This is a genomic window from Ruegeria sp. J8 (genome assembly GCF_056531925.1).
Genome location: NZ_JBQFMR010000014.1, coordinates 55695 through 76028, shown reverse-complemented (window position 1 = coordinate 76028; position 20334 = coordinate 55695). Strand labels below are relative to the sequence as shown.

The 20334-nt window shown below is 54.5% G+C and carries 22 protein-coding genes; 16 read left to right on the top strand and 6 right to left on the bottom strand.

Translation table 11 applies throughout. The annotated features are described in order from the left end of the window. Nucleotides 1-517: 517 nt before the first annotated feature. Together ACR0L1_RS21730 and ACR0L1_RS21725 are read left to right on the top strand one after the other, a co-directional pair. Nucleotides 518-895 carry a SnoaL-like domain-containing protein gene (locus ACR0L1_RS21730; RefSeq protein ID WP_480860756.1) on the top strand — a complete coding sequence of 126 codons (378 nt, stop codon included), beginning with the start codon at nucleotides 518-520 and terminating at the stop codon, nucleotides 893-895. A gap of 88 nt (nucleotides 896-983) precedes the next feature. Next, nucleotides 984-1829 carry a universal stress protein gene (locus ACR0L1_RS21725; RefSeq protein WP_170791649.1) on the top strand — a complete coding sequence of 282 codons (846 nt, stop codon included), beginning with the start codon at nucleotides 984-986 and terminating at the stop codon, nucleotides 1827-1829. Nucleotides 1830-1884: 55 nt separating this feature from the next. Here ACR0L1_RS21725 and ACR0L1_RS21720 read toward each other — a convergent pair whose 3' ends face one another. Together ACR0L1_RS21720 and ACR0L1_RS21715 are read right to left on the bottom strand one after the other, a co-directional pair. Further along, on the bottom strand, nucleotides 1885-2448 hold the full coding sequence (locus ACR0L1_RS21720; RefSeq protein ID WP_480860755.1) for a flavodoxin domain-containing protein: 564 nt from the start codon (nucleotides 2446-2448) through the stop codon (nucleotides 1885-1887). A gap of 327 nt (nucleotides 2449-2775) precedes the next feature. After that, nucleotides 2776-4080 (bottom strand): ferredoxin reductase family protein, encoded by a 1305-nt coding sequence (locus tag ACR0L1_RS21715; RefSeq protein WP_480860753.1) that lies wholly within the window; start codon nucleotides 4078-4080, stop codon nucleotides 2776-2778. Between the two features lie 280 nt (nucleotides 4081-4360). On the opposite strand from ACR0L1_RS21715, the gene ACR0L1_RS21710 reads away from it, so the two are divergent. Further along, complete coding sequence (locus ACR0L1_RS21710) at nucleotides 4361-4864, top strand: Hsp20/alpha crystallin family protein (RefSeq protein WP_170787350.1); 504 nt, start codon at nucleotides 4361-4363, stop codon at nucleotides 4862-4864. A gap of 220 nt (nucleotides 4865-5084) precedes the next feature. Continuing rightward, nucleotides 5085-6677, top strand: coding sequence for a trypsin-like peptidase domain-containing protein (locus tag ACR0L1_RS21705; RefSeq protein WP_480860751.1), 1593 nt, complete (start codon nucleotides 5085-5087; stop codon nucleotides 6675-6677). Here ACR0L1_RS21705 and ACR0L1_RS21700 read toward each other — a convergent pair whose 3' ends face one another. Together ACR0L1_RS21700 and ACR0L1_RS21695 are read right to left on the bottom strand one after the other, a co-directional pair. Beyond that, nucleotides 6678-8294, bottom strand: a complete 1617-nt coding sequence (locus ACR0L1_RS21700; RefSeq protein ID WP_480860749.1) for an MFS transporter — start codon at nucleotides 8292-8294, stop codon at nucleotides 6678-6680. It abuts the gene before it with no gap. A gap of 43 nt (nucleotides 8295-8337) precedes the next feature. Further along, complete coding sequence (locus ACR0L1_RS21695) at nucleotides 8338-9558, bottom strand: APC family permease (RefSeq protein WP_480860747.1); 1221 nt, start codon at nucleotides 9556-9558, stop codon at nucleotides 8338-8340. A 437-nt stretch (nucleotides 9559-9995) separates the two neighbouring features. Here ACR0L1_RS21695 and ACR0L1_RS21690 point away from each other — a divergent pair, with 437 nt between their 5' ends. Both ACR0L1_RS21690 and ACR0L1_RS21685 read left to right on the top strand, forming a co-directional pair. Beyond that, the gene (locus tag ACR0L1_RS21690) at nucleotides 9996-11600 is read left to right on the top strand and encodes a Na/Pi cotransporter family protein (RefSeq protein WP_480860745.1); all 1605 of its coding nucleotides are present in this window, start codon (nucleotides 9996-9998) and stop codon (nucleotides 11598-11600) included. Between the two features lie 114 nt (nucleotides 11601-11714). Further along, nucleotides 11715-12122, top strand: a complete 408-nt coding sequence (locus ACR0L1_RS21685) for a c-type cytochrome (protein WP_170791643.1) — start codon at nucleotides 11715-11717, stop codon at nucleotides 12120-12122. On the opposite strand, the gene ACR0L1_RS21680 is transcribed toward ACR0L1_RS21685, so the two are convergent. Further along, nucleotides 12123-13295, bottom strand: a complete 1173-nt coding sequence (locus ACR0L1_RS21680; protein WP_480860743.1) for a cation:proton antiporter — start codon at nucleotides 13293-13295, stop codon at nucleotides 12123-12125. It abuts the gene before it with no gap. A 199-nt stretch (nucleotides 13296-13494) separates the two neighbouring features. Here ACR0L1_RS21680 and ACR0L1_RS21675 point away from each other — a divergent pair, with 199 nt between their 5' ends. The 6 genes from ACR0L1_RS21675 (at nucleotide 13495) to ACR0L1_RS21650 (ending at nucleotide 17736) form a co-directional block, all read left to right on the top strand. Continuing rightward, a complete protein-coding gene (locus tag ACR0L1_RS21675) occupies nucleotides 13495-13944 on the top strand; it encodes a phasin family protein (RefSeq protein ID WP_480505689.1) in 450 nt (149 codons plus the stop codon). A gap of 57 nt (nucleotides 13945-14001) precedes the next feature. Then, nucleotides 14002-14409, top strand: a complete 408-nt coding sequence (locus tag ACR0L1_RS21670; protein WP_170791640.1) for a universal stress protein — start codon at nucleotides 14002-14004, stop codon at nucleotides 14407-14409. Nucleotides 14410-15116: 707 nt separating this feature from the next. Then, nucleotides 15117-15995, top strand: a complete 879-nt coding sequence (locus tag ACR0L1_RS21665) for a LysR family transcriptional regulator (protein WP_170787338.1) — start codon at nucleotides 15117-15119, stop codon at nucleotides 15993-15995. Next, complete coding sequence (locus ACR0L1_RS21660; RefSeq protein ID WP_480860740.1) at nucleotides 15992-16900, top strand: DMT family transporter; 909 nt, start codon at nucleotides 15992-15994, stop codon at nucleotides 16898-16900. Before ACR0L1_RS21665 ends, ACR0L1_RS21660 begins: the two co-directional genes overlap by 4 nt. A 64-nt stretch (nucleotides 16901-16964) precedes the next feature. Further along, nucleotides 16965-17243, top strand: a complete 279-nt coding sequence (locus ACR0L1_RS21655; protein WP_480860738.1) for a hypothetical protein — start codon at nucleotides 16965-16967, stop codon at nucleotides 17241-17243. A 79-nt stretch (nucleotides 17244-17322) separates the two neighbouring features. Continuing rightward, a complete protein-coding gene (locus ACR0L1_RS21650) occupies nucleotides 17323-17736 on the top strand; it encodes a universal stress protein (protein WP_170775255.1) in 414 nt (137 codons plus the stop codon). 5 nt (nucleotides 17737-17741) lie between these two features. Here ACR0L1_RS21650 and ACR0L1_RS21645 read toward each other — a convergent pair whose 3' ends face one another. Beyond that, nucleotides 17742-18074, bottom strand: coding sequence for an ArsR/SmtB family transcription factor (locus tag ACR0L1_RS21645; protein ID WP_170775386.1), 333 nt, complete (start codon nucleotides 18072-18074; stop codon nucleotides 17742-17744). Nucleotides 18075-18305: 231 nt separating this feature from the next. Between ACR0L1_RS21645 and ACR0L1_RS21640 the strand changes: the two genes are divergently transcribed. The 4 genes from ACR0L1_RS21640 to ACR0L1_RS21625 all read left to right on the top strand — a co-directional run bounded on the left by ACR0L1_RS21640 (nucleotide 18306) and on the right by ACR0L1_RS21625 (nucleotide 20331). Next, nucleotides 18306-18638, top strand: coding sequence for an AtpZ/AtpI family protein (locus ACR0L1_RS21640; RefSeq protein ID WP_480505700.1), 333 nt, complete (start codon nucleotides 18306-18308; stop codon nucleotides 18636-18638). Nucleotides 18639-18640: 2 nt separating this feature from the next. Next, nucleotides 18641-19399, top strand: a complete 759-nt coding sequence (locus tag ACR0L1_RS21635; protein WP_170356118.1) for a F0F1 ATP synthase subunit A — start codon at nucleotides 18641-18643, stop codon at nucleotides 19397-19399. Between the two features lie 69 nt (nucleotides 19400-19468). Next, the gene (locus tag ACR0L1_RS21630) at nucleotides 19469-19693 is read left to right on the top strand and encodes a F0F1 ATP synthase subunit C (RefSeq protein ID WP_005981269.1); all 225 of its coding nucleotides are present in this window, start codon (nucleotides 19469-19471) and stop codon (nucleotides 19691-19693) included. 86 nt (nucleotides 19694-19779) lie between these two features. Further along, nucleotides 19780-20331, top strand: a complete 552-nt coding sequence (locus ACR0L1_RS21625; RefSeq protein ID WP_170787327.1) for a F0F1 ATP synthase subunit B' — start codon at nucleotides 19780-19782, stop codon at nucleotides 20329-20331. Nucleotides 20332-20334: the final 3 nt, after the last annotated feature.

The window sequence follows — 20334 nt, the reverse complement described above, 5'->3', positions numbered from 1 at the left end:
GAGGATCGACGGGTCCGATAACGCATGTGCAAGACTAGCAACATTGGAGCGATAGAGCTCGGACAGGTTCGGGTGTAGTCGCACCGGTGAAAACGCAGGCTCGGAGAGCGGCGCGTTCACATCACCCCCGCGGGAAGAGCTCTTCAAGCCTGGCTTGCATCTCCGGGGGTGCGAATGCCCCCTGCGATTGTCTCTTAAAACCCATTCAGTTTACGCGCCGCTTTGTCCCGCTCGGACTGTAGACGGGTCCGGGCTACCTCCGCTGTGCCTGCTTCCGCGTTGGCGGCTTCGCTGAAGGACTTGATAAAAGCTGCCACTGCGTCGGGCTGCATCAGACTCTGACGAAGCAAATCCAGAACGGCGTCTTCCAGGGCATTGCAGCGAATAGATTGCCTATGCGAACAAGTGCCGAGTTTGCGAGCGGCGCCCGGCTGTTAGGGAGATACGCTCATTGATCCTTGTCAAGATAAGCGCGGGGAAGACGTGGTACAGTCAATGGTAATCTAGGGGGAGATTCATGGAAGAGTTAGTTGAAATCGGAAGATCGTTCGTCCAGTCCATGCGTGAGCGCAGAGGCCTTGGAAGTGTTGATGAAATGTATGCCGAAAACGCTCAATCGATTGAGGCAGTTGTGCCTCCGGTCAGACAGTTCCGCGTTTCTAAGGGGCGAGAAGCCATCAAGGGGAAGAGAGAAGATTGGTTGGCCTCGCACGAAATCCAGGAACTCGACGTGGATGGCCCTTATGTCCACCCGCCCAACCGTTTTGGAGTGCGCTTCAGGGCTGAAGTGATTCAGAAGGCTACCGGAGAGCGTATGACCCTGCGCGAGATCGCTGTGTATTCAGTGGCAGAAGGCAAGATTGTGCTGGAAGAGTTCTTCATGCTGCCGAAGTAAGAATCGCGACCGACAACATTGTTTCTTTGTTGACCTAGTCAGTGCACACGAGTCTTGGACGAAGTAAAATCCCGGACGGAGGTCGGGAATGCAACACAGAACAGTGGTATATTATGTAGGAGTCGATGCTGACGATGCGTCGATATTGGAATGCGCGGAAACTGCCCGTACCCAGAACGGCCACTTGAATTGCGTAGTGATCGCAGCTTTACCTAAACTGCCTTACCTAAAGTATGGATCAAACAGGTTCGTTGAGGCGGGTCTTCCTTCAAACTGGTTGGATGTCCTTAACGCAAGAAATGCTGCCTTGAAGTCCCGCGCCACCGAAGTTGAAGCGCTTCTGGCCGCGCGGGGTGTATCGGCAAATGTAAACGCCTTTATTGGATCTGGAACAGAGTTACAGCATCTTGTGGCAGGCCAAGCCAAATGCTGTGATATCGCCTTTCTTGACGCTGAGTTGCGAAAAGATCCCGATTTGTTTCATAAGGTCGCGTACGGAGTATTGTTCCATTCACCGGTCGCCCTGATGATCAATGGAGACCCGTTTGCCCAACGTGAACGCATTGTTTTGGCATGGAATGATAGCCTGCCTGCGTCCAGGGCTGCGCATTTAGCTTTACCCTTTTTTCTGGCGGCCAAGGAAGTTGTGGTTGGGTGTTTTGATTTGCGGTCGTCTGATGACGTCGAAGGCGAAGAGCCTGGAACTGAGGTTGCTGGATGGCTCCGTCATCACGGTTGCAAAGTGACCGTGTCGCAGTTTCCATGTGGTGGGGACTCGATCGAACACTGCATTCAGGATCGCGCAACAGAATTGGGGGCCGATCTCGTTGTTATGGGCGCTTATGGGCATTCCCATCTGCGTGAGTCACTCTTTGGTGGAACGACGCAAGCAATGTTGGAGCAGACAGGGTTGCCAGTGCTTTTCGGACACTGATGAAGTGAACCGGCGACTGTGATTTTCTGGTAAGTACGAGAGTAGCCTGCTGTTACTAGGATATCGCTTGAGATTGATGCTGATTGGCCCGGCCGTTTCCACCAAGGAAATCTATCACAATAGACGTTAATTCGTCCCAATCAGTAAACTCCCGCGCTCCATCTCGTGGATCGATTTTTCGACCCAGCAAGACGACGTGTTTTAGGATTTCCCTCTCAAAATATCCGTAGCCTTCGGGCCTCACCGCGCCTGCGATCAATGCCGTCGCATTTGGTTCCATTCCTGTTCGCATAAGCATTTCTTTGAGATAGTCGCGCGCTTCCTCTCGACCTGAAGCAAAAGCTGCCTTTAGACCGACGGAAAGCACGAGAGATTTTCGTTTCATTAAGGCATCTCTATTTGACGCGACATAAGCCTCAAAGGACTCGGGGTGCCTACGCTCGTGGACCGGAGCCAAGAGAATGACCTTGGCCACATCGTCAAGCGACACGTGGTCGTGCATTTCGTCAGTATTGATCAGCCGTGTGTTGAAGCCGGCTTCCTTCACGATATCGCCGATGAAACGCGCAATCTTTGCCGTCTGACCTTCGACTGTAGCGAAGGCGATGAGTACGGTCATTCCGATCCTCCCATAAATCGGTCTGAATAGATTTCCAATTATGAATAAGTGGTGTGTGTTGCCCTTGATCTCCATCAAAGGCGTTACTTGGGAGAGTTGTGGTGCGTCCTGTCTGTCCAAGCAAAGCTTGTTTTTAAGGAAATTCGTAACGGCATGCATCTGCAAGAAAATCTGCCTTTTTTCGGCTGGCAATTACAAGGCTAGCCAAGGCCCAATGGTCCGTATGGCTACCTTAAGGAAAAGGCCAAGACAGCGACAAAGATTGCAAAGTTGATAAACCACACTGCGAATTTCACCTGTTGGCGTGCGGGCAGGTTTCTAAGCAATCTAATCATAGTCGAACCTTTCAGACAAAATCCGATGGGGCGCGGTGCCCCGCGTGATTAGATGATCTTCGACGGCGTCCATCATGGCAGGCGGGCCGCAGAGAACAAAAAGCCAGCTTTCAAATTGTTCAGAAGACAAATTGCGGTCCAACAGAGGACCGTCGATTAAACCTGTTTCTCCTGACCAATCCTTTGGCGGTTCGGATAGAACAAATACTGTTTCTTCCTTGGACAACTCCTGAGGATAAACAATCTGCTCCTCCACGCGGTTGCCATAGATAAGCTTGAGATCCCGCTGTGTATCACTCAACCGTACCTGTCGCGTGATGCTCAACATCGGCGCGATACCCACACCACCTGCGATCAGAACGATGCCTTTCTCAGGACGGTGGCTGATCGACAAATTTCCGTGTGGGGCATCCAGATAGACCGGGGTGCACGGAGCAATTTGTCCGAGACCGCATGTGAAATCCCCAAGTTCCTTAATCACAAAGGACACTTCGGGGCCTTCAGCTGGTGCTGAACTAATCGAGAATGGGTTTTCGTGCAGCGAGAAAGCACTGTGGCCGACATTTAGCCAAGCAAACTGCCCTGCTTCGAAAGTTAGTCCGGTGTGACCATCGGGCTTGAGGCGCAACTCCCATTGCCTCGGTGTTAGTCGAGACACAGAAGTAACGCGCCACGGCCTTTTCCTCTGACGCAAAGGGTGAACGAGATAGACAAACAGCAAGGTCCCTACAGCAATAGTGGTCAGGGCAAGCCAGAGAAACGTCATTAGCGGATGTCCACCGTAGCGCCCAGCATAGACCGAGTGGTGCAACAGCAGGCAGGCAATCACCAAGGCTCCCAGCCCGTGCAAGAGGCGCCATGTCTCGTACTTGTAATCAAGGGATTTTCGGGCAATTGCCGAGGCGACCAGAATGAACAGTAAAAAATATGCGCCGATGCCCGACGCCAGGGCAGAAAAGTCGGTCGAAATAGTAAGTTGACTTGTTTCATCCCACGGGCGGCGTCCGCCAGATGGCGTACCCTGGTACAGCAGCGGGTGTATTAGCGCGAAGCCAAGCGCTGTACGCGCCATCATCTGATGCACCCGCATGGTCACATCCATACCCAGACCGGAAGAGATGAACCTGAACCGCCCAGACAGCAAGAACTCAACTAGTATTATTGAAAAAGCAAGCATTCCAAGCCCGGACGCGAGCTCTTGATGAAATGATCGCGGTTGCCATCCCAGAGACCAGGAAAACCCCAAGGGGGCCAAGATCAGCAAAACGTAGATCAGCGCCAGATAAGGCCATTTCATACGGCTTTGCTCCAAATTTCTAAAGGTAAGCAACCCGGGCTCATTCAGAATAAACGCTAAGCTGACATGGGGCTCCGATCAAGACTACTGAGATTGGTCTGAATTGCAGCAAGACAGGGCAAGTATGTTTGCCGACTGTTCCCGTTTCTGTTCGTCCGGTCGGTACGTGCGATCTGGCTAAAGCTGAGGCTGCATGCTTGCGCAAGATCAAGGTCATTGACCGCTTTTCCTGTCATAATATTGCGCGCGCGAAATCCGACCAAAGGAGGAGGCTCAAAAAATGCTAGAAGACAAAAAGTCCCCGCAACTTTTCACTGGAACGCATCCGCTCTCCGACAATTTTCGACGTGAAATGGAAACTCTGATGTCGCGGTTTTTTGGGGGAGGATCGCCTTTCCTACCCATGGAAACGGCTGCGCAACGCACGGGTTTTCCGTCTCTTGATATGACAGGCGCGATATCTCCGGCAATCGATGTCCAAGAGACGGATTCTGCGATAGTCCTTACGGCTGAATTGCCGGGGCTCGAAGAGGATGATGTGGAAATTGAAATCAAGGATCGCAGGCTAATCCTGCGCGGTCAGAAGAAGATTGCGCATGACGAAACGGGCGATCTGCGTGTCAGCGAAAGAAGCTACGGCAGCTTTTCCAGAGCCATGTCGCTGCCAGATACTGTGGAAGTCGACAAGGTTTCAGCAACATTCGACAAGGGTGTTCTGCGTATTCAAATGCCGAAGAGTGAGCCTCAGGATCCAAGCCGTAAGATCAAGGTATCGTCGAAATAGACAGACTGTTGGCGCGATACGGTGCTTGAAAATGCCAAAGCAGAGGGCCGATCATGGATCGGCCTTCTTGGAACTGTGGTCTGATAGTTGTTTTTGGTTGAATCCGGGCAGACATCGCAGGTGCTTGTTTAAATGAGCTTTTTTCTACATTCGCGTCAAACCATGGGCTTGGTGTTGCGGCGTGGTAGAATGCCCTCACGCGTTTGGATAGGGGGCCACAATGCGCAAAACAAAAGTGAGCGACATGATACCCCCAGTGAATGGTGGTGAAGGCGAGGTGCGGGCCTTTCTGGAGAGCCTTACAGGTCCATCGCGCGGAAACGTGAACTGGCTTGTCGACAATGCCCTGACTGTCTCTGTTAGTGAAGGCAGGGTGCTAAGCCTGCGTCTTAAAGAGGACCTGCCTCCTCATGACAACGATATAGCTACCCTTCAGTGGGCTGACGATCGTTACACGATAACCGCTACAGCGGGACGCAATCTGTGGGTGAACGGGCAAAAAACTTCTTCGACGTCTCTTAATCATGGTGACATGATTGAGTTCGGAGAAAAGGGCCCCATGTCTCGGTACAGGTTGTGCGATCACTCATTTCCCGCGCACCATACAGTCGAGGATATCCTCAGCGACGCATATGCTTATACCCGAACGAGCCGTCGACCCTTCGCCAAAAAGATGTCTGGTGCCCTGCGCGACGGTGGGTGGCGGCTTGCGTCTCAAACCACGGTACTGTTCAGGATCACGGTTCTTGCAACGCTTCTTGTGATCGCGGGGTTTGGGTACCTGCTTTACCAAAACGACCGGCGCTTGGCGGAGAGTATCGAACAGGAATCCCGCAAGATCGAAGCGGTCGCGGTTATGCTCGCTCAGACGCGGGAAGATGCGCTGACACCTGATGACTTGTCTTCGTTGCGTGACGCTTTCAAGAACCAGCTTGTGACGACCGAACAACGTCTTGGAACCTTGGAACAACAGGCAGGAGCGCCCACGCGGGTGATAGCTGCCTCTACCCGATCTGTCGCTTTCCTTCAGGGGGCTTACGGTCTGCGCCACGTTGAAAGCGGGAAGATTCTACGGCACGTTGTGGGGCCAGACGGCGAAAACCTTAAAACCCCGTTTGGCCAGCCTTGGATCGAACCGGATGGGACCGGCGAACCTGCAGAATTTCAGTTCACCGGAACAGGATTTTTGATTGCTGAGGTACCGTTGATGGCCACCAACCGTCATGTTGCGTTGCCGTGGACATCAGGAGACCGAGAGAAGGCGCTGAGAGACGCGGGTCTTGAGCCAGAGATGTTGAGGCTGCTGGCCTATTTGCCTGATCAGACGGAACCAATAGAGGCGCGGCTGCTTCGGTTCAGCGAAGCGGCAGACTTGGCGATTTTGGAAGTTGAGCCAAGCCGCGTTCAGGACCTCGGAATTCCGTTAGCGGATGCCACGTCGCGCGTAGGTGAAGAGCTTTATCTGTTGGGATACCCAACGGGTTTGAAAGCATTGATCGCGCAGGCTGGTCCCGGCTTTTTAGAGGGATTGGAGGCAGACGGGACGTTGAACTTTTGGTCGATCGCGTCCCGGCTTTCCACACAAGGCAAGATTCATCCGCTAGCAAGCCGTGGGATCGTTGCGCGGACAAGTGAGAGCGCAATCGTTTATGACGCTGAGACCACGACCGGTGGGAGCGGAGGACCGGTATTGAACCGGCGTGGTGAGGTCGTTGCCATCAATGCTGCGATCCTGCCCGAGTTCGGTGGTTCCAACATCGGCGTCCCGGTCTCACACCTCAGAGCTCTGCTGGAAGAGGTGGAAAGTCAGTGATCATTCGCTCGTTCGAAAACGCGAGATTTGAACAAAAAACACTGTAGCGAGTGGAACGATCACTGAGATCAGTGCCACGCAGATCAGCAGGTATCCAAGTTGACTGTAGTCCGCGGTTGATGTGATCTCACCAGTCTCAGGGTTGGTGACAGCGCGTGTGACGACAAATGTCTGGTTGAGGTACTTGGTGCTGAGGCTGCTGGCCGACAATGCCATGTTGGTAAACGATGCCATCACTGCAAAAAAAGTAGCTTTCAACTGAACGGGTGCATTGCGGGCGATCCAGGCCAACATTGGGACCATGGCGATCTGCCCAAGCGGGGACTCAACAGCGGTGTCAAGAATGGCAATGAACCTTGCATCGACAACTCCGCCGGTACGCGCTGCCGTCCATTCATGCACGCCGTAATATAGGGCGAGGTTGGGCAGGGCGAGTATGCATGCGGCGATCGTCAACAATACCACCACATGCGCAATGGAGCGATTGGCCATAAATGGCCGGAGAACGATCAACCCCAATAATGCCAGCAGCGAAGTTAATAGTGCCAGGATTGCCAGGAACTGTTCATCGAACCCAAGTTCATCGATTTCAAACCAAGTCAGGCCTGGTCCTGGTAGCGGCACGGCACGGAAAACAAAAATGATTGTTGCCGTCCCGATCAGGGCCTTGGCTTGGGCTGGTTCCAGCTCCTTCAGCAGACGCGACATCAGGTACAGAATTACCGTCAAAGAAACTGCAAAAACAGTCTCTTGCGCAAATTCAAAATCTGCGGTTCCCAGCACGATGCTAAGCAAAACGAATGCAAAGCCACCCAGCAAAATGGACCATTTGACTTCTGTGACTTCATCCGGTGTGTGGGGCGGATGACCCCGCCTGGCAAGTTGACGCTGGATCAAGCTGTGAAGAACGACCCCGCTGACCGACAACACCGGGATGGCCAGAGCTATCAGGTACACTTGGCCATAAAGCGCAAGGCGCTCGGATATTTGCAGACCATCAGTTCCAGAGAAAATCCAGATGTTCACAGCCGCAACCGCCGCAAACCCGGAAATGATCGAAACTCTGCCCAAGGTTTGCATTGTCGTGTGCTGTGCACGGGTTTCTTCAGGCGTAAACGGGAGGCCGTGCTGGTTAACCTTGGGGACCGCTTCGACCGTCATGGCATCCGCAACTACGTCTTGAATGGCATAGCCTGAAGGCGCCAGCAGCAGGGCTAGGACATACCAGTCTTCCAGTGGCATGAAATTGGACATCACGGCAGGCGCGGTCACGAGACCGTACATTGTGAGCAAAGACAACGTGATCAGGGATGCGCCAAACAGGATCAGCAGGGACTTCCAGCGCCAAAACAGGTCCACGACATGACCAAGCGGCATTTTGAGGATCCAAGGGATGCCGGCCCAAAATGCCAGTCCTGCAACGAAAGAGGCGGATAAATCGAGATAGTCTTTTAGGAAAAAAGCGCCGACGACCGAGGTCAGGCCGGACACGCCGGCCGCGAAATAGACCATTAATGGCGGCAAATAGGACCATTGCAGCTGCTGAACCAGATTCACAAAGGTTCTATGCCACCAGCCCGAGAGTTTTGATCTTATGGAAGTTTGGTCGGTCGTCATATGCCGTGGTAGCTCTTGGAAGCCTTTGGGTCGATGTATTTAGTTAGAGAAATCCAGATCCGAAAAGCAATGCACTGGTGATCACGCCAAGGATCGGTACCACAAGAGGAACGCGGAAGTGTTTGACAGCCTCGTCCGGCCGCATCTTCAGCAGGATCAGAGAAATGTTGACGAGCACAAAGACGCCCAGAACGATCTGGGATGTGCGCTCTGCCAGAGTACCAATCGGCATAGTTTGGGTCAGCAGTACGATGATCGCGACGACCAGCAAAGTAGCAACAACTGGTGTCTGCGTTGCTTTCGGGACAATCGCCAGAACCTTCGGCAGTTGGTCACGGTCAGCGAGTCCATAGATCACCCGCGAGGCCATAATCATCTGGATCAGTACTCCGTTGACCGTCGCTACAATCGCGACTGCGGAAAAGCCCTGTTTAATCATCTCAGGGGCGTTTGAGAACACAAGCGCGAGAGGTGCTGCGGATGTCGAAAGAACATCGATCGGAACAACAAGTAGAACCGTCATTGAAGTTCCCAGATACAACACGGTTGCCAGAACGAGCGTTAGCAAAATCGCTTTTGGGATGGTGTGCACTGGGTCTTTCACCTCTTCCGCGACATTGGCCATGTCCTCGAAGCCAACAAACGCAAAGAAGGCGAGAAGCGATGCCGCGAAAATACCTCTCCACGCGTCGAGTTCCAGCGGCGGAAGCATCGAACTTACCCCGTATCCCTGCGGATCCTGAATCGACATGCCCCAGCCGATCACAAAGAGAAGACCTGCGATTTCAATGATCGTGATGACAGCCGCAACAAAGACCGACTCAGTGATCCCCCAAAGCGCGATTAGACCCATGATCAAAACGACGCTGACGGTCAAAACAGGGATCGTAAAACCGGTCAAAGCATGAAGGTATGATGCTGCGCCAATTGCAACGGCAGAGGCGGAGATAACGCCCGAGGCTGCCACCGCAAGCCCAACGAATACTGCCATCCATCTTTTCTGAAATCCCGCTTCAACATAGGCCGCTTCACCTGCGCTCACAGGAAATCGAGTTGCGAGTTCTGCATAGGAAAGCGCGGTGAGTGATACGACGAGCGCGGCTACGACGAACGACAAGGCCGCAAACGGTCCGGCAATGTCTGCTGTTGCACCGACTAAAACGTAAATACCCGCTCCGACCGTTACGCCAAGTCCATAAAGCGTGAGCAACGGGGTAGTAAGAGCCCGTCTGAGTTTCTGTTCGTTTGGATCAACAGAGTTCATAAGTGATTCCAACAACTGCCGATTCAGAACATCGCCAGTGGCGTCCTTCTCGTTTTCGTCCGCGATTAGCGGAACGGATTAATCCGATGGTCAATGCTGCATCGAAGGCCTTGTGTTTCAATGTCTGGGCGCGTTGGGCACCGATCGATTAACTGGGGGCTCGCCACCACTCCTGCCGAGCCCCCTTGGGTGGAGCTTCCGCTCCGACAAAATTCCGTTCACCTTTGTGTTTGCTTGGGGACAGGTCGGTGAACGTAGACACGTTAAAACATTCGTATTTCACTATGTGATTCATTATGATGCTTTGATCTATGTCAACCAACTCGGGGGGGCGGGTCTGCGAGGCTGAGTGCAAACCACCTGTCGTTTGCCGTCGGACTTAAAGGCAAAGCAAACACGTTAGGCGGTTTGAGATTTAGGGTGGAAAGCAATTCGTGATGTTCTGGAACCTGTTACCGGCCTTAGGCGGCATCGGCCTGTTCCTTGTCGGCATGCTGTTGATGACCGACGGTTTGAAGACTTTGGCAGGGGCGAAATTGCGAGATATTCTGGGCCGGTTCACGTCGACACCGTTTACCGGGGCTGTAACAGGTGCAGTCACGACAGCTGCAATCCAGTCTTCCAGTGCGACCACCGTTGCGGCCGTTGGATTTGTCGCGTCTGGTCTGCTCGCGTTTCCCCAAGCGCTTGGGATCATCTTTGGGGCCAATATCGGAACGACCATGACAGGTTGGCTCGTCGCGCTCTTGGGGTTCAAGCTGGACCTGGGGCAAGTGATGTTGCCCGTTGTTTTTTTTGGGGCTTTGCTGGCGCTTTCAGGAAGAAAAGCGGTTTCCGGCCTTGGGTTGGCATTGGCCGGGTTCAGTCTGATTTTCATTGGGATCGAACAACTCAAATCCGGGTTGGACGCATTTCAGGGCGTAGTTACTCCTGCCGATTTTCCACCAGACACACTGCTGGGCAGGTTGAAGCTTGTACTGATCGGCGTCCTCATCACGATGGTGACGCAGTCTTCGAGTGCTGGCGTTGCAACGGCGTTAGCTGCGTTGAGCGCCGGTGCTGTGAACTTCCCCCAAGCGGCGGCTCTGGTCATTGGAATGGACGTGGGGACAACTTTCACCGCTGTTTTGGCAACCCTTGGCGGTGGGACGATGGCGCGCCGCACCGGTTTTGCTCATGTGATCTACAATGTGATGACAGGGGCACTGGCATTTTTCCTGCTGGGGCCGTTTACTGCAGTCTTTGTAAGCGGGTCGGGGGCTGGAAGCTCTCTGACTGCGCTTGTCGCTTTCCATAGCTTCTTCAACGCCATAGGCGTGGCGCTGATCCTGCCGTTCGCGAAACCCTTCGCCAGATTTGTCGAGGCCCTCGTACCCGACAAAGGGGCTGAGTTGACGAGATCTTTGGATCCTCTCGTCCTCGGGATGCCAGAAATAGCTGTGGGCGCAGCAAAAGTTGCAGTCGAACAAATTGTAAGGGCCGAAGTGGCGCACCTTCGGTCATGTATCGGGGCATCTCAGCCAAGCGGACCCGATTATGGACGGGACAGCATTCAGACTGCTGTATCGGAAGCGCGCTCGTACCTAGACAAGATTGAACTGCCCAGCAGGTCCGACGCAGAGATATCCAGCATCAAGGGTATGTACCATGTCCTCGACCATCTTGACCGACTGCTTTACCGGTGTAGCCAAGATGATCGGATAAGCGAGTTACCAAAAGACCAGCGTTTGAAGCGGCTTGCTTCGGTGTTGATTGCAGCAACTGGTAGCTATTTGGAGATCGACAATCCAGTGCAGTGCGAAAACACGCTGAACCGCGTTCGCCGTTTTTTGCGACGACAGAGGAAACTTCGCAGAGACCTGCTCATCTCCGACGCTGCAACTGACAGTCTACCGGACGATGTGGTGTGGGCTCGGCTGGATGCTCTCAGATGGTTGCATCGTGTGTCTTATCACCTCTGGCGAATTCGCTGGCACATGAACGCACTGGAAGGAGTGCCGTCAGGGCGCGATAGTGGTGAGGTCAACGAAGAAGTGGCGTAGATGGCGGCTGGCCTGGATTAGACTCGGCGCGTGCAACATGAGCAAGGTCAAAGACGTTCCGTAACTGTGCTGTCTAATAGGATCATCATTTGTGGCAGCGATTTGGAGGAGAATATGCGGTCGTATCGAGGGATTTTACTGGCACTGTTCGCCACGGGACCTGCACAAGCGCAGGAGGTCAGCGTCAGCGAAGGAAGTGAATTGTACCGAACGTATTGCTGGCAATGTCACGGTTTCGAAGCAACCGGAGACGGGCCAATGGCCGAAATGCTGGCTATTCGAACACCTGACCTTACCAAATTGGCTGGTGAGAACGGCGGTGTGTTTCCGATAGATCGCATAGCTGAACAGATTGATGGCCGTTCACAATTGCTCGCTCATGGCGGCGAAATGCCAATCTTTGGTGCGGTGTTTGAGACAGACCAACAAATTGCGGTGGCTTTGCCTAGTGGGCAACCAATGATGGTAGGTTTGCCGTTGGCGAATTTGCTCGCCTTTCTTGAATCGATCCAGTCTGAATAGTCACGGACCAATCGGTTCATCCGTGTCAGCCGTTCGTCTGATTGACATAAGTGTCAAAGGCGGCCCCAACACCTCGAAGGCAACTGTACTGGCCAGGGTAAAGGCCATGATCGACGCGGCCCAATTCGGAAATTGCTCTCCGGCGACAAGGGCCATTCCGACCGCGACACCGGCCTGTGGTAACAAAGCGGGACCAAACCAACCGGCCTGACGGCGAGGCAGGCCGCCAAGTCTCGCTCCGCAGTAACCTCCGACAAGGCGGGCTACGGCGCGCAAGATCAGGAAAAGTGCACCAGCCCAGCCCATTAAGCCAAAGGCTTCAATATCCAACGTGGCGCCAGCCAGCAGGAAGAACAGGATCATGAATGGCCACTGAATGTGCTCGATCTCATGAAAAGCACGGTCGTGATGGCGGGCAAGATTCCCGATCACTGCGCCCGCAACCATGCCTGCTACCAAGAATGAGACCTCCAGCCAAAGCGCGAGGCCCGCTGTCAGAAAGACTATGCCCACTGCTTCTGCCTGCATTGGCTCTCCCGGTTTCAAGCGGCCGGTCAGGTAAGCGGATGGCACGCCTAGTGCGGCACCCAACAAAATAGCCCCTCCGAAATCCCACATCGCTGTGGTCGTGACTGTGGCCCAACCATCCGAATGACCGGCCAGAACTAAGGCGATGCTGAAAACGATCAGACCCCAAGCGTCATCAATTGCGACGACGCCCTTTAATGTCTTGGTGAAGCTGTTGGACACCCCAGATTGATTGATCACGTCTGTCATGGCGGCCGGAGCTGTAGCCGTAGCAATTGCCGCCAGCACCAACGCCAACCCGAAGGGCACGCCAATTGCGGTCAGTCCAGCAGACACAATAGCAAGGGTTGCAACCACGATTGAAATTGAAATCGTAAGGATGGCTCGACCATGCCTAACCAGGTTCTCGCGGGTCAAAGAACCTCCAAGAAGAAACGCGACCATCGTCAAGGCCACAATGGAAATCTCGTCGAACCACATTGCAACTTCTAGTGGGATCAAACCAATTCCGGCGTTCCCTGCGATCAGGCCGAGGAAAAGTAAGGTTGTAACACGAGGAAGATGCGTGGCCCGGCCAAGTTGGTCAGCCGCCAATCCGGCAAGGAAGAGGATGCCAAGGGTAATCAGAAAGCCGGCAATGTGCATAGAAAACCAAGCGTTAAGTTCTTGTCTAGACTACTCTAACTCCAACACTGCCCGCTAGGAACCGGTGTCGGAGAGAATGCGAATGTCCCGTCGCAGCCTAAGCTGAAGATCCTAAAAATAGGGATATTGATCTGTATTAAGGCGAAAGCGCGCAGCAGGTGGCACAATAGCTCATTCAGGAAACGAGGAGGAATTTTCGATGCCGACAAAGAAATCTAGCACAAATAGCTCGACCTCACTTGTGGATGTTTTCAAGCAAATGCAGCCGCCCATGTCTGACAATCCGGCCTTCGGCGCCCAGATCGAACAATTTTGGGACGCGCAAGAAAAATTGCTCGAAGAAACAGAGGCCTTTGCGCAGCATTGGTTCGAACGGCGTCACGAGGCGGTTCGGACGGCTCTACAAGCTGCACGCAAAGTGTCTTCCGCGAACCCGTCCGATCCAACGAAAGCGCTTCAGAGTATGACGGAATGGCAGCGCCATTCGGCTGAGCGGTTGGTTGCCGACGCGCAGGAATGGTTCGAAACCGTGTCCCGCTGTGCATCTTATGTCACTGAAACCGAAGTTGCAGCTGTTGAGAAAACAGTTGATGACGTTGCAGCCGCTACAAAGAGCGCCGGGAAATCTTCAAAGTCCGAACCTGTTTAGGGTGCGTGCTGCCGAAAAACCAAACTGAAATCATCGGAGCAGTAGATAGGAGGTCAAATGTACAAGAACATCCTGATCCCGGTTGCTCTGGACCAAGAACACGACACACAAGCGTCCTTTGCAGCCGCGCGCCAATTGGCCGATACAGACGCCGTTTTTACCGTGGTACACGTTCAAGAGCCAATTCCCCCTTATGTGGGATCTCAGATTCCCAGCGAAGTACTCGAAAATACACGGCATGAAATCTTGGAAAACCTGCATCAGACTGCCTCTGAAATTCCAGGCGCGAAGGCTCGGCTCATCTCTGGGCACGCGGGTAGGGCCATTGTCGACTTTGCAAACGAGTGCGATGCAGATTGCATCGTCTTGGCATCGCACAAGCCTGGTTTTGAGGACATATTCTTGGGTTCCACTGCGAACAGAGTCGTGCATCACGCAAGGTGTTCGGTTCATGTAATTCGTTGATCCAAAGTCAGCGGCGTGACGTCCTTATTGGCTGGCCCAATACTTAGTGAGCCAAATCAGATCGAAAGAATTGGCAGCTGAGCCAAAGAACCCTCGGACTGCAGCGACACGTTTTTTGCAATTTACGTGCGGTTTCGAATTTGTTGGAGCGCTGGATTACTTTATTGCGAAGAGCAGTTGCCGATCGGTCGTTAGGAGACTTTCGACACTTGGGTTGTCTCAGCGCCAAAGACTTCGCCTTTCTTGACGCAAAGCTGTTTGATGAAGGCCAAATCCTGCACCCACTACCAATACTCCAGTTCGAATATCTAACGTTTAGCCTCGTACAGCGCCGGGGCCTTTTACGTTCGCGCCAACACCACCAGAAGAACCGTGGGTCGTGGTTGACGCTAGTGAAGACTGGGCGGTTTACATTCAGTTGCTGACTCGGTCTTTCAAAAAAGACGATATCTACACTGATCTTCTGCAAGTGCAGTTTTTTTACTAAGCTTTCAGGCCTTATGCATTGGTCAAGAAGAACGCCGCTTCCACCTCTAGTGTTCGGGTTTGCGGTTTGGGCAAGGCCCATCCGGGATTCGACATAGTCAATATCTCGACCAGAAAAACGCCCAGCGATCAGAAAACACTAAACCATGCCCCTTCGCCACCGTGCAAAATTTTGCTACACCCAATTTGAGTGTTGAAATTTGCACAATAGGCAAGATGCAATGGAAAACTGGGACGAAGTGAAAACCGCCTATCAGGTGGCGCGAATGGGTACGGTTAGCGGTGCGGCGGACGTGCTGGGCGTGCATCATGCGACGGTGATCCGTCATATTGATGCGATCGAAGCGCGGTTGGGGGTTAAGTTGTTTCAGCGTCACGCGCGGGGCTACACGCCGACCGAAGCGGGTGAGGATCTTTTGCGGGTTGCGCAGGCGACCGAAGATCAGTTCAATCAGTTGGTGGGGCGGATGAAGGGGCGTGGTGACGACGTTTCGGGCGAGTTGGTGGTTACGTCACTGTCGTCGCTGGCGCCGTTGATCGTCCCGGTGCTGAGCGCATTCCAGAGACTGCATCCCGATCTGATTGTCCGCTACCTGACCGGGGATCGCTTGTTCCGACTGGAATATGGTGAGGCGCATGTGGCTATCCGCGCGGGCTCGGCCCCGGATCAACCGGACAACGTGGTGCAGCCCTTCATGCGGCAGGAGGTCGGACTGTACGCGAGCACCTCCTATCTTGAGCAACATGGAAGGCCCGCCGGGATTGAGGATTTCCCTAACCACTATTTCGTCAGCACGGATGATGAAAACAGCCGGGCGCCTTTTTCAAAATGGTTGCGTGAAACCGTGCCCGTCGAACGGATCACATTTCGCTGCACGAATAATTTCTGCATACGCGAGGCAGTTCTGTCCGGTGCCGGGATCGGCTTTATGGCCAGGTGGGAGGCTGCGCGTGATCCAAACCTTGTCGAGGTGATTGAACCGTTGCCCGAGTGGTTCGGCAATCTGTGGCTGGTAACGCATGTGGATTTGCACCGCACCACCAAGGTGCAGGCATTTCTGTCCTACCTGAAAGAGCAGTCCAAGGATTGGCAAACATGAGCCCACAGGCACGGGGCCATCTGGCCATGCTGACATTCTCGGCACTGGTCGCTGGCAGTTTTTCCCTTGGGGCAATGATCGCAAACCAAATCTCGCCTGTCGCGGTTACAGCGGCGCGGTTCGCAATTGCAGCGCTGGTGATTGGTGCCGCTGCGTTGGCCACGACCGGGGTGCCCCGATCTGCTGCGCGGGCCCCGTGGCGGTACCTTGTTTTGGGCGGGTTGTTCGGCACCTATTTCGTATTGATGTTCGTCGGTCTGAAAACTGCACCACCGGTTAGCGCTGCGGCGGTCTTTACGCTGACCCCGGTTCTTTCGGCCTTGGCGGGCTGGGTCTTGTTACAGCAGGTGACGACCCCACGTATGGCACTGGCGCTGGTTATCGGTGCAACAGGAGCGTTGTGGGTGATTTTCCGAGCCGACTGGCAGGCCTTGATGGCGTTTCAGGTCGACCGGGGCGAGATCATCTACTTTTGGGGTTGTGTCGCTCACGCAATCTATACGCCGATGGTGCGAAAGCTGAACCGGGGTGAGCCTGCTGTGGTCTTTTCCTTCGGCACTATGGTCGCGGGTTGCCTCTTGCTGTCGCTATACGGCTGGAAGGACATAGCGGCGACGGATTGGGCAAGCCTGTCTTTGTTCATCTGGTTGGTCATTCTGTATCTGTCTGTCTTTGCCACGGCAGCCAGTTTCGTGCTGGTGCAATATTCGGCGCTGCGTCTGCCCTCGGCCAAGGTAATGGCCTACACCTATCTCGTACCAAGTTGGGTCATCTTGTGGGAGATTGCTTTGGGCCAGAAAGCCCCCGCCTTGCTGGTCGGGGTAGGGGCCGTGCTGACCGTTGTCGCGCTGGTTCTGTTGCTGAAATCCGAAGAAACGCAGGAGGCTGCGCTCGTTACCAAATGACTGTTGTGCTTTGAACAAGATATGAGACTGTAGAGCGGATAAAGGTCAGATCAGAGGCACCTTGATGAAAGCGTTTTTCCCGTTCGCTGCAATGGCGATACTGACTGCGTGCACGCCGCCGCAGCCCCCCAGCGGCGTCATCAGCGAAGCCGACCTGCAAGCCAGTTGCGAGGCGCTGGTCGCGGCGGAATCCGGCATACGAGCAAGCGGTATTTCCGCGCGTCCCACTCAGTTTGACGCGACAGGTTCGATCACCTTGGTAGATGTTCAGGGGGTATCTGCGCCTTGGCTGTGCCTTGCGGATGTGACGGGTGTGGTGACAGGTGTTGAGCCGGGCGCCTAGGCCTGCCGGTGCCCTTTGAGGCAGATCAAAGTTGTTACATTCGAATTTCCCTATGCTTTGAACAGAGGAGGAATTCACTATGTATGACCACATCATGTTCCCAGTTGATCTGCACTTGCCGCCCACGGTTCAGAAAGCTGCCGAGGTCGCCGCAGCGGTCGCCAAGTGGCAAAGCGCCAAGATTACTGTTGTCAGCGTCACCGGAATTCAACCCGGTGACCCCGTGCAGCCTGACGCGATGGTCAACGAAGATCTGCGCAACTTTGCCGATCAACTCGCTGAAAAAAGCGGGGCCGAAGTTGACTTTCGCAACATCCACTCGGTCGATGTCGGTGCTGAATTGGATGGCGACCTGACGCGCGCAGCGGATGAGATTGGCGCGGACCTAATCGTGGTGGGCACGCATGCGCCACGGATCATGGACTACATCTTTTCCAGCCATGCCGGCTATCTGGCAACGCACGCCTCCATTTCGGTCTTTGTTGTCCGTTAGGCGGTTCAATCCTCGCCCGAGGGAAGTTCAACTTCCAGAAATCGTTCGAACGCGTCCAGATTGACGGGTTCGAACTGCCCAAAACCTTGCATCCAAACCGAAGCCGTCCGCAAGGCATCCGGTTCCAGTTTGCACCATTTCACCCGCCCCCGTTTTTCCTGGCTGATCAATCCCGCCTTGGTCAGGATCACCAGGTGTTTCGAGATCGCCGCAAGCGACATCTCGAACGGTTCGGCCACGTCGGTCACGGCCATATCGTCCTCCAGCAACATCGCAAGGATGGCGCGGCGGGTCGGGTCGGCGAGGGCTGCGAATACTGTGTCGAGATCGTTGGACATGTCTTCGCTGAACCACAGCGTCAGGGCTTGGTCAACCATTTGGTTAAATATGCGGATTCAGGCGTATCCGTGCCGGACCTTTAATCCACTTCCGTTTTGGGTCTGGCGGTGAAAAGATTTTAATAATAAAAATCAAATACTTAAATGATCTGTGGGTGCGACCTATACACCGTTGACTCTGTGCCCGCATCGCCTTAGCACCCTACCCAAGACTGTGCGAGGGAAACGCCCGTGACCGATGATGACCAAAAGCAGCGTATGGCGCAGCTGGAGGCCAAGATCGACGCGGCGAAAAAGGCCAAACAGCCCCCCAAACGCGCAGACAATGACATATCCGGCGGCGAGCTTGCCTGGAGGATGGTCATCGAAATGGTTTCCGGTCTGGGGATCGGATTTGGCATCGGATACGGGCTGGACAGCCTGCTCGGGACGATCCCGATCTTTCTGGTGCTGTTTACATTGCTGGGCCTTGTCGCGGGCGTGAAGGTTATGCTCCGCAGCGCGAAAGAGGTCCAAGAGAAACAAACGGCGGCGACGGCTGCCGAGAAGGACGAGAGGGACTGAACGTGGCAACCGAGACCACCGCAGCAGAAGGCAGCAGCCTGGTATTCCACCCGATGGACCAGTTCATCGTCAAACCGTTGTTCGGCGACGGCGCAGTGGGCATGTTCACCATTACCAACGTGACGCTGTGGCTGTTCTTTGCGATCGTTGCGATTGTTCTGCTGCTAATCGTGCCGACCTCGAAGCGCGCGATTGTTCCGACCCGGATGCAGTCGGTGGCCGAACTGGCCTATGGCTTCATCTACAAGATGCTGGAAGACATTTGCGGCAAGGAAGGCGTCAAGTTCTTCCCCTATGTCATGACCCTGTTCATGTTCATCGTGACCGCGAACTTCCTGGGCCTGATCCCGACCTCGTTCACAACCACATCGCATTTCGCCGTGACCATCCCGCTGGCGCTGGCTGTCTTCCTGACCGTCACCATCCTGGGCTTTGTCAAGAACGGCGCGGGCTTCCTGAGCCTGTTCTGGGTCTCCAGCGCCCCGATGGCGCTGCGCCCGATCCTGGCGATCATCGAGCTGATCTCGTACTTTGTGCGTCCGGTCAGCCACTCCATTCGTCTGGCCGGTAACGTCATGGCGGGCCACGCGGTGATCAAGGTGTTCGCAGGTTTTGCCGCGATTGCTGTGATCTCGCCCGTGTCGGTTCTGGCGATCACCGCAATGTACGGTCTCGAGGTCTTGGTGGCCTTTATCCAGGCCTACGTATTCACCATTCTGACCTGTGTTTACCTTAAGGACGCTCTGCATCCGCATCACTGATTGGGTCTTGCACCCAGCACAGGAACGATAACCCAACATCGAAACTTCCAATTCGTAAGGAGATACATCATGGAAGGCGATCTCGCACACATCGGCGCAGGCCTGGCAGCAATCGGTTCCGGCGCAGCCGCAATCGGGGTGGGCAACGTTGCAGGCAACTTCCTAGCCGGCGCCCTGCGCAACCCTTCGGCGGCTGCTTCGCAGACCGCAACCCTGTTCATCGGTATCGCATTCGCAGAAGCCCTGGGGATCTTCGCATTCCTGGTCTCGCTGCTGCTGATGTTCGCCGTCTAATCTGCGGAACCTGATCCTTACGCGCAGGTGGGTCCAAGCCATAGCGGCCCACCTGTTGTAAAGACAACGTTCCGACGGAGGACATCATGGCGACTGAACCCCTAGCCAAAGAAGTAGCAGGCACCTGTGTTGACTCGTACGGGTCGGCCATCGGGATGCCGCAGCTCTGCTTTGATTGGTTCCCCAACCAGATTTTCTGGCTGGTCATCACGCTGGTCGTCATCTTTCTGGTCCTGTCCCGCGTGGCTCTGCCCCGCATCGCGGCAATCCTGGCCGAGCGTCAGGGGACCATTACAAATGACCTGGCTGCGGCCGAAGATCTGAAGGCCAAGGCGGTCGAGGCTGAAGAGGCCTATAACAAGGCGCTGGCCGATGCCCGTGCCGAAGCGCAGCGTATCGCTGCCGAGGCGCGTGCCGAAATCCAGTCTGGTCTGGATGACGCGATTGCAAAGGCAGATGCTGAAATCGCTGCAAAAGCAGCTGAATCGGAAAAGGCAATTGCCGACATCCGTGCCGGTGCGCTGGAAAGTATTCAAGTGGTTGCCAAGGATACGGCAACTGAACTGGTCACAGCACTGGGCGGCGAGGCGGATGCCAAAGCCATCGACGGTGCCGTTGACGCGCAGATGAAAGGATAAGTG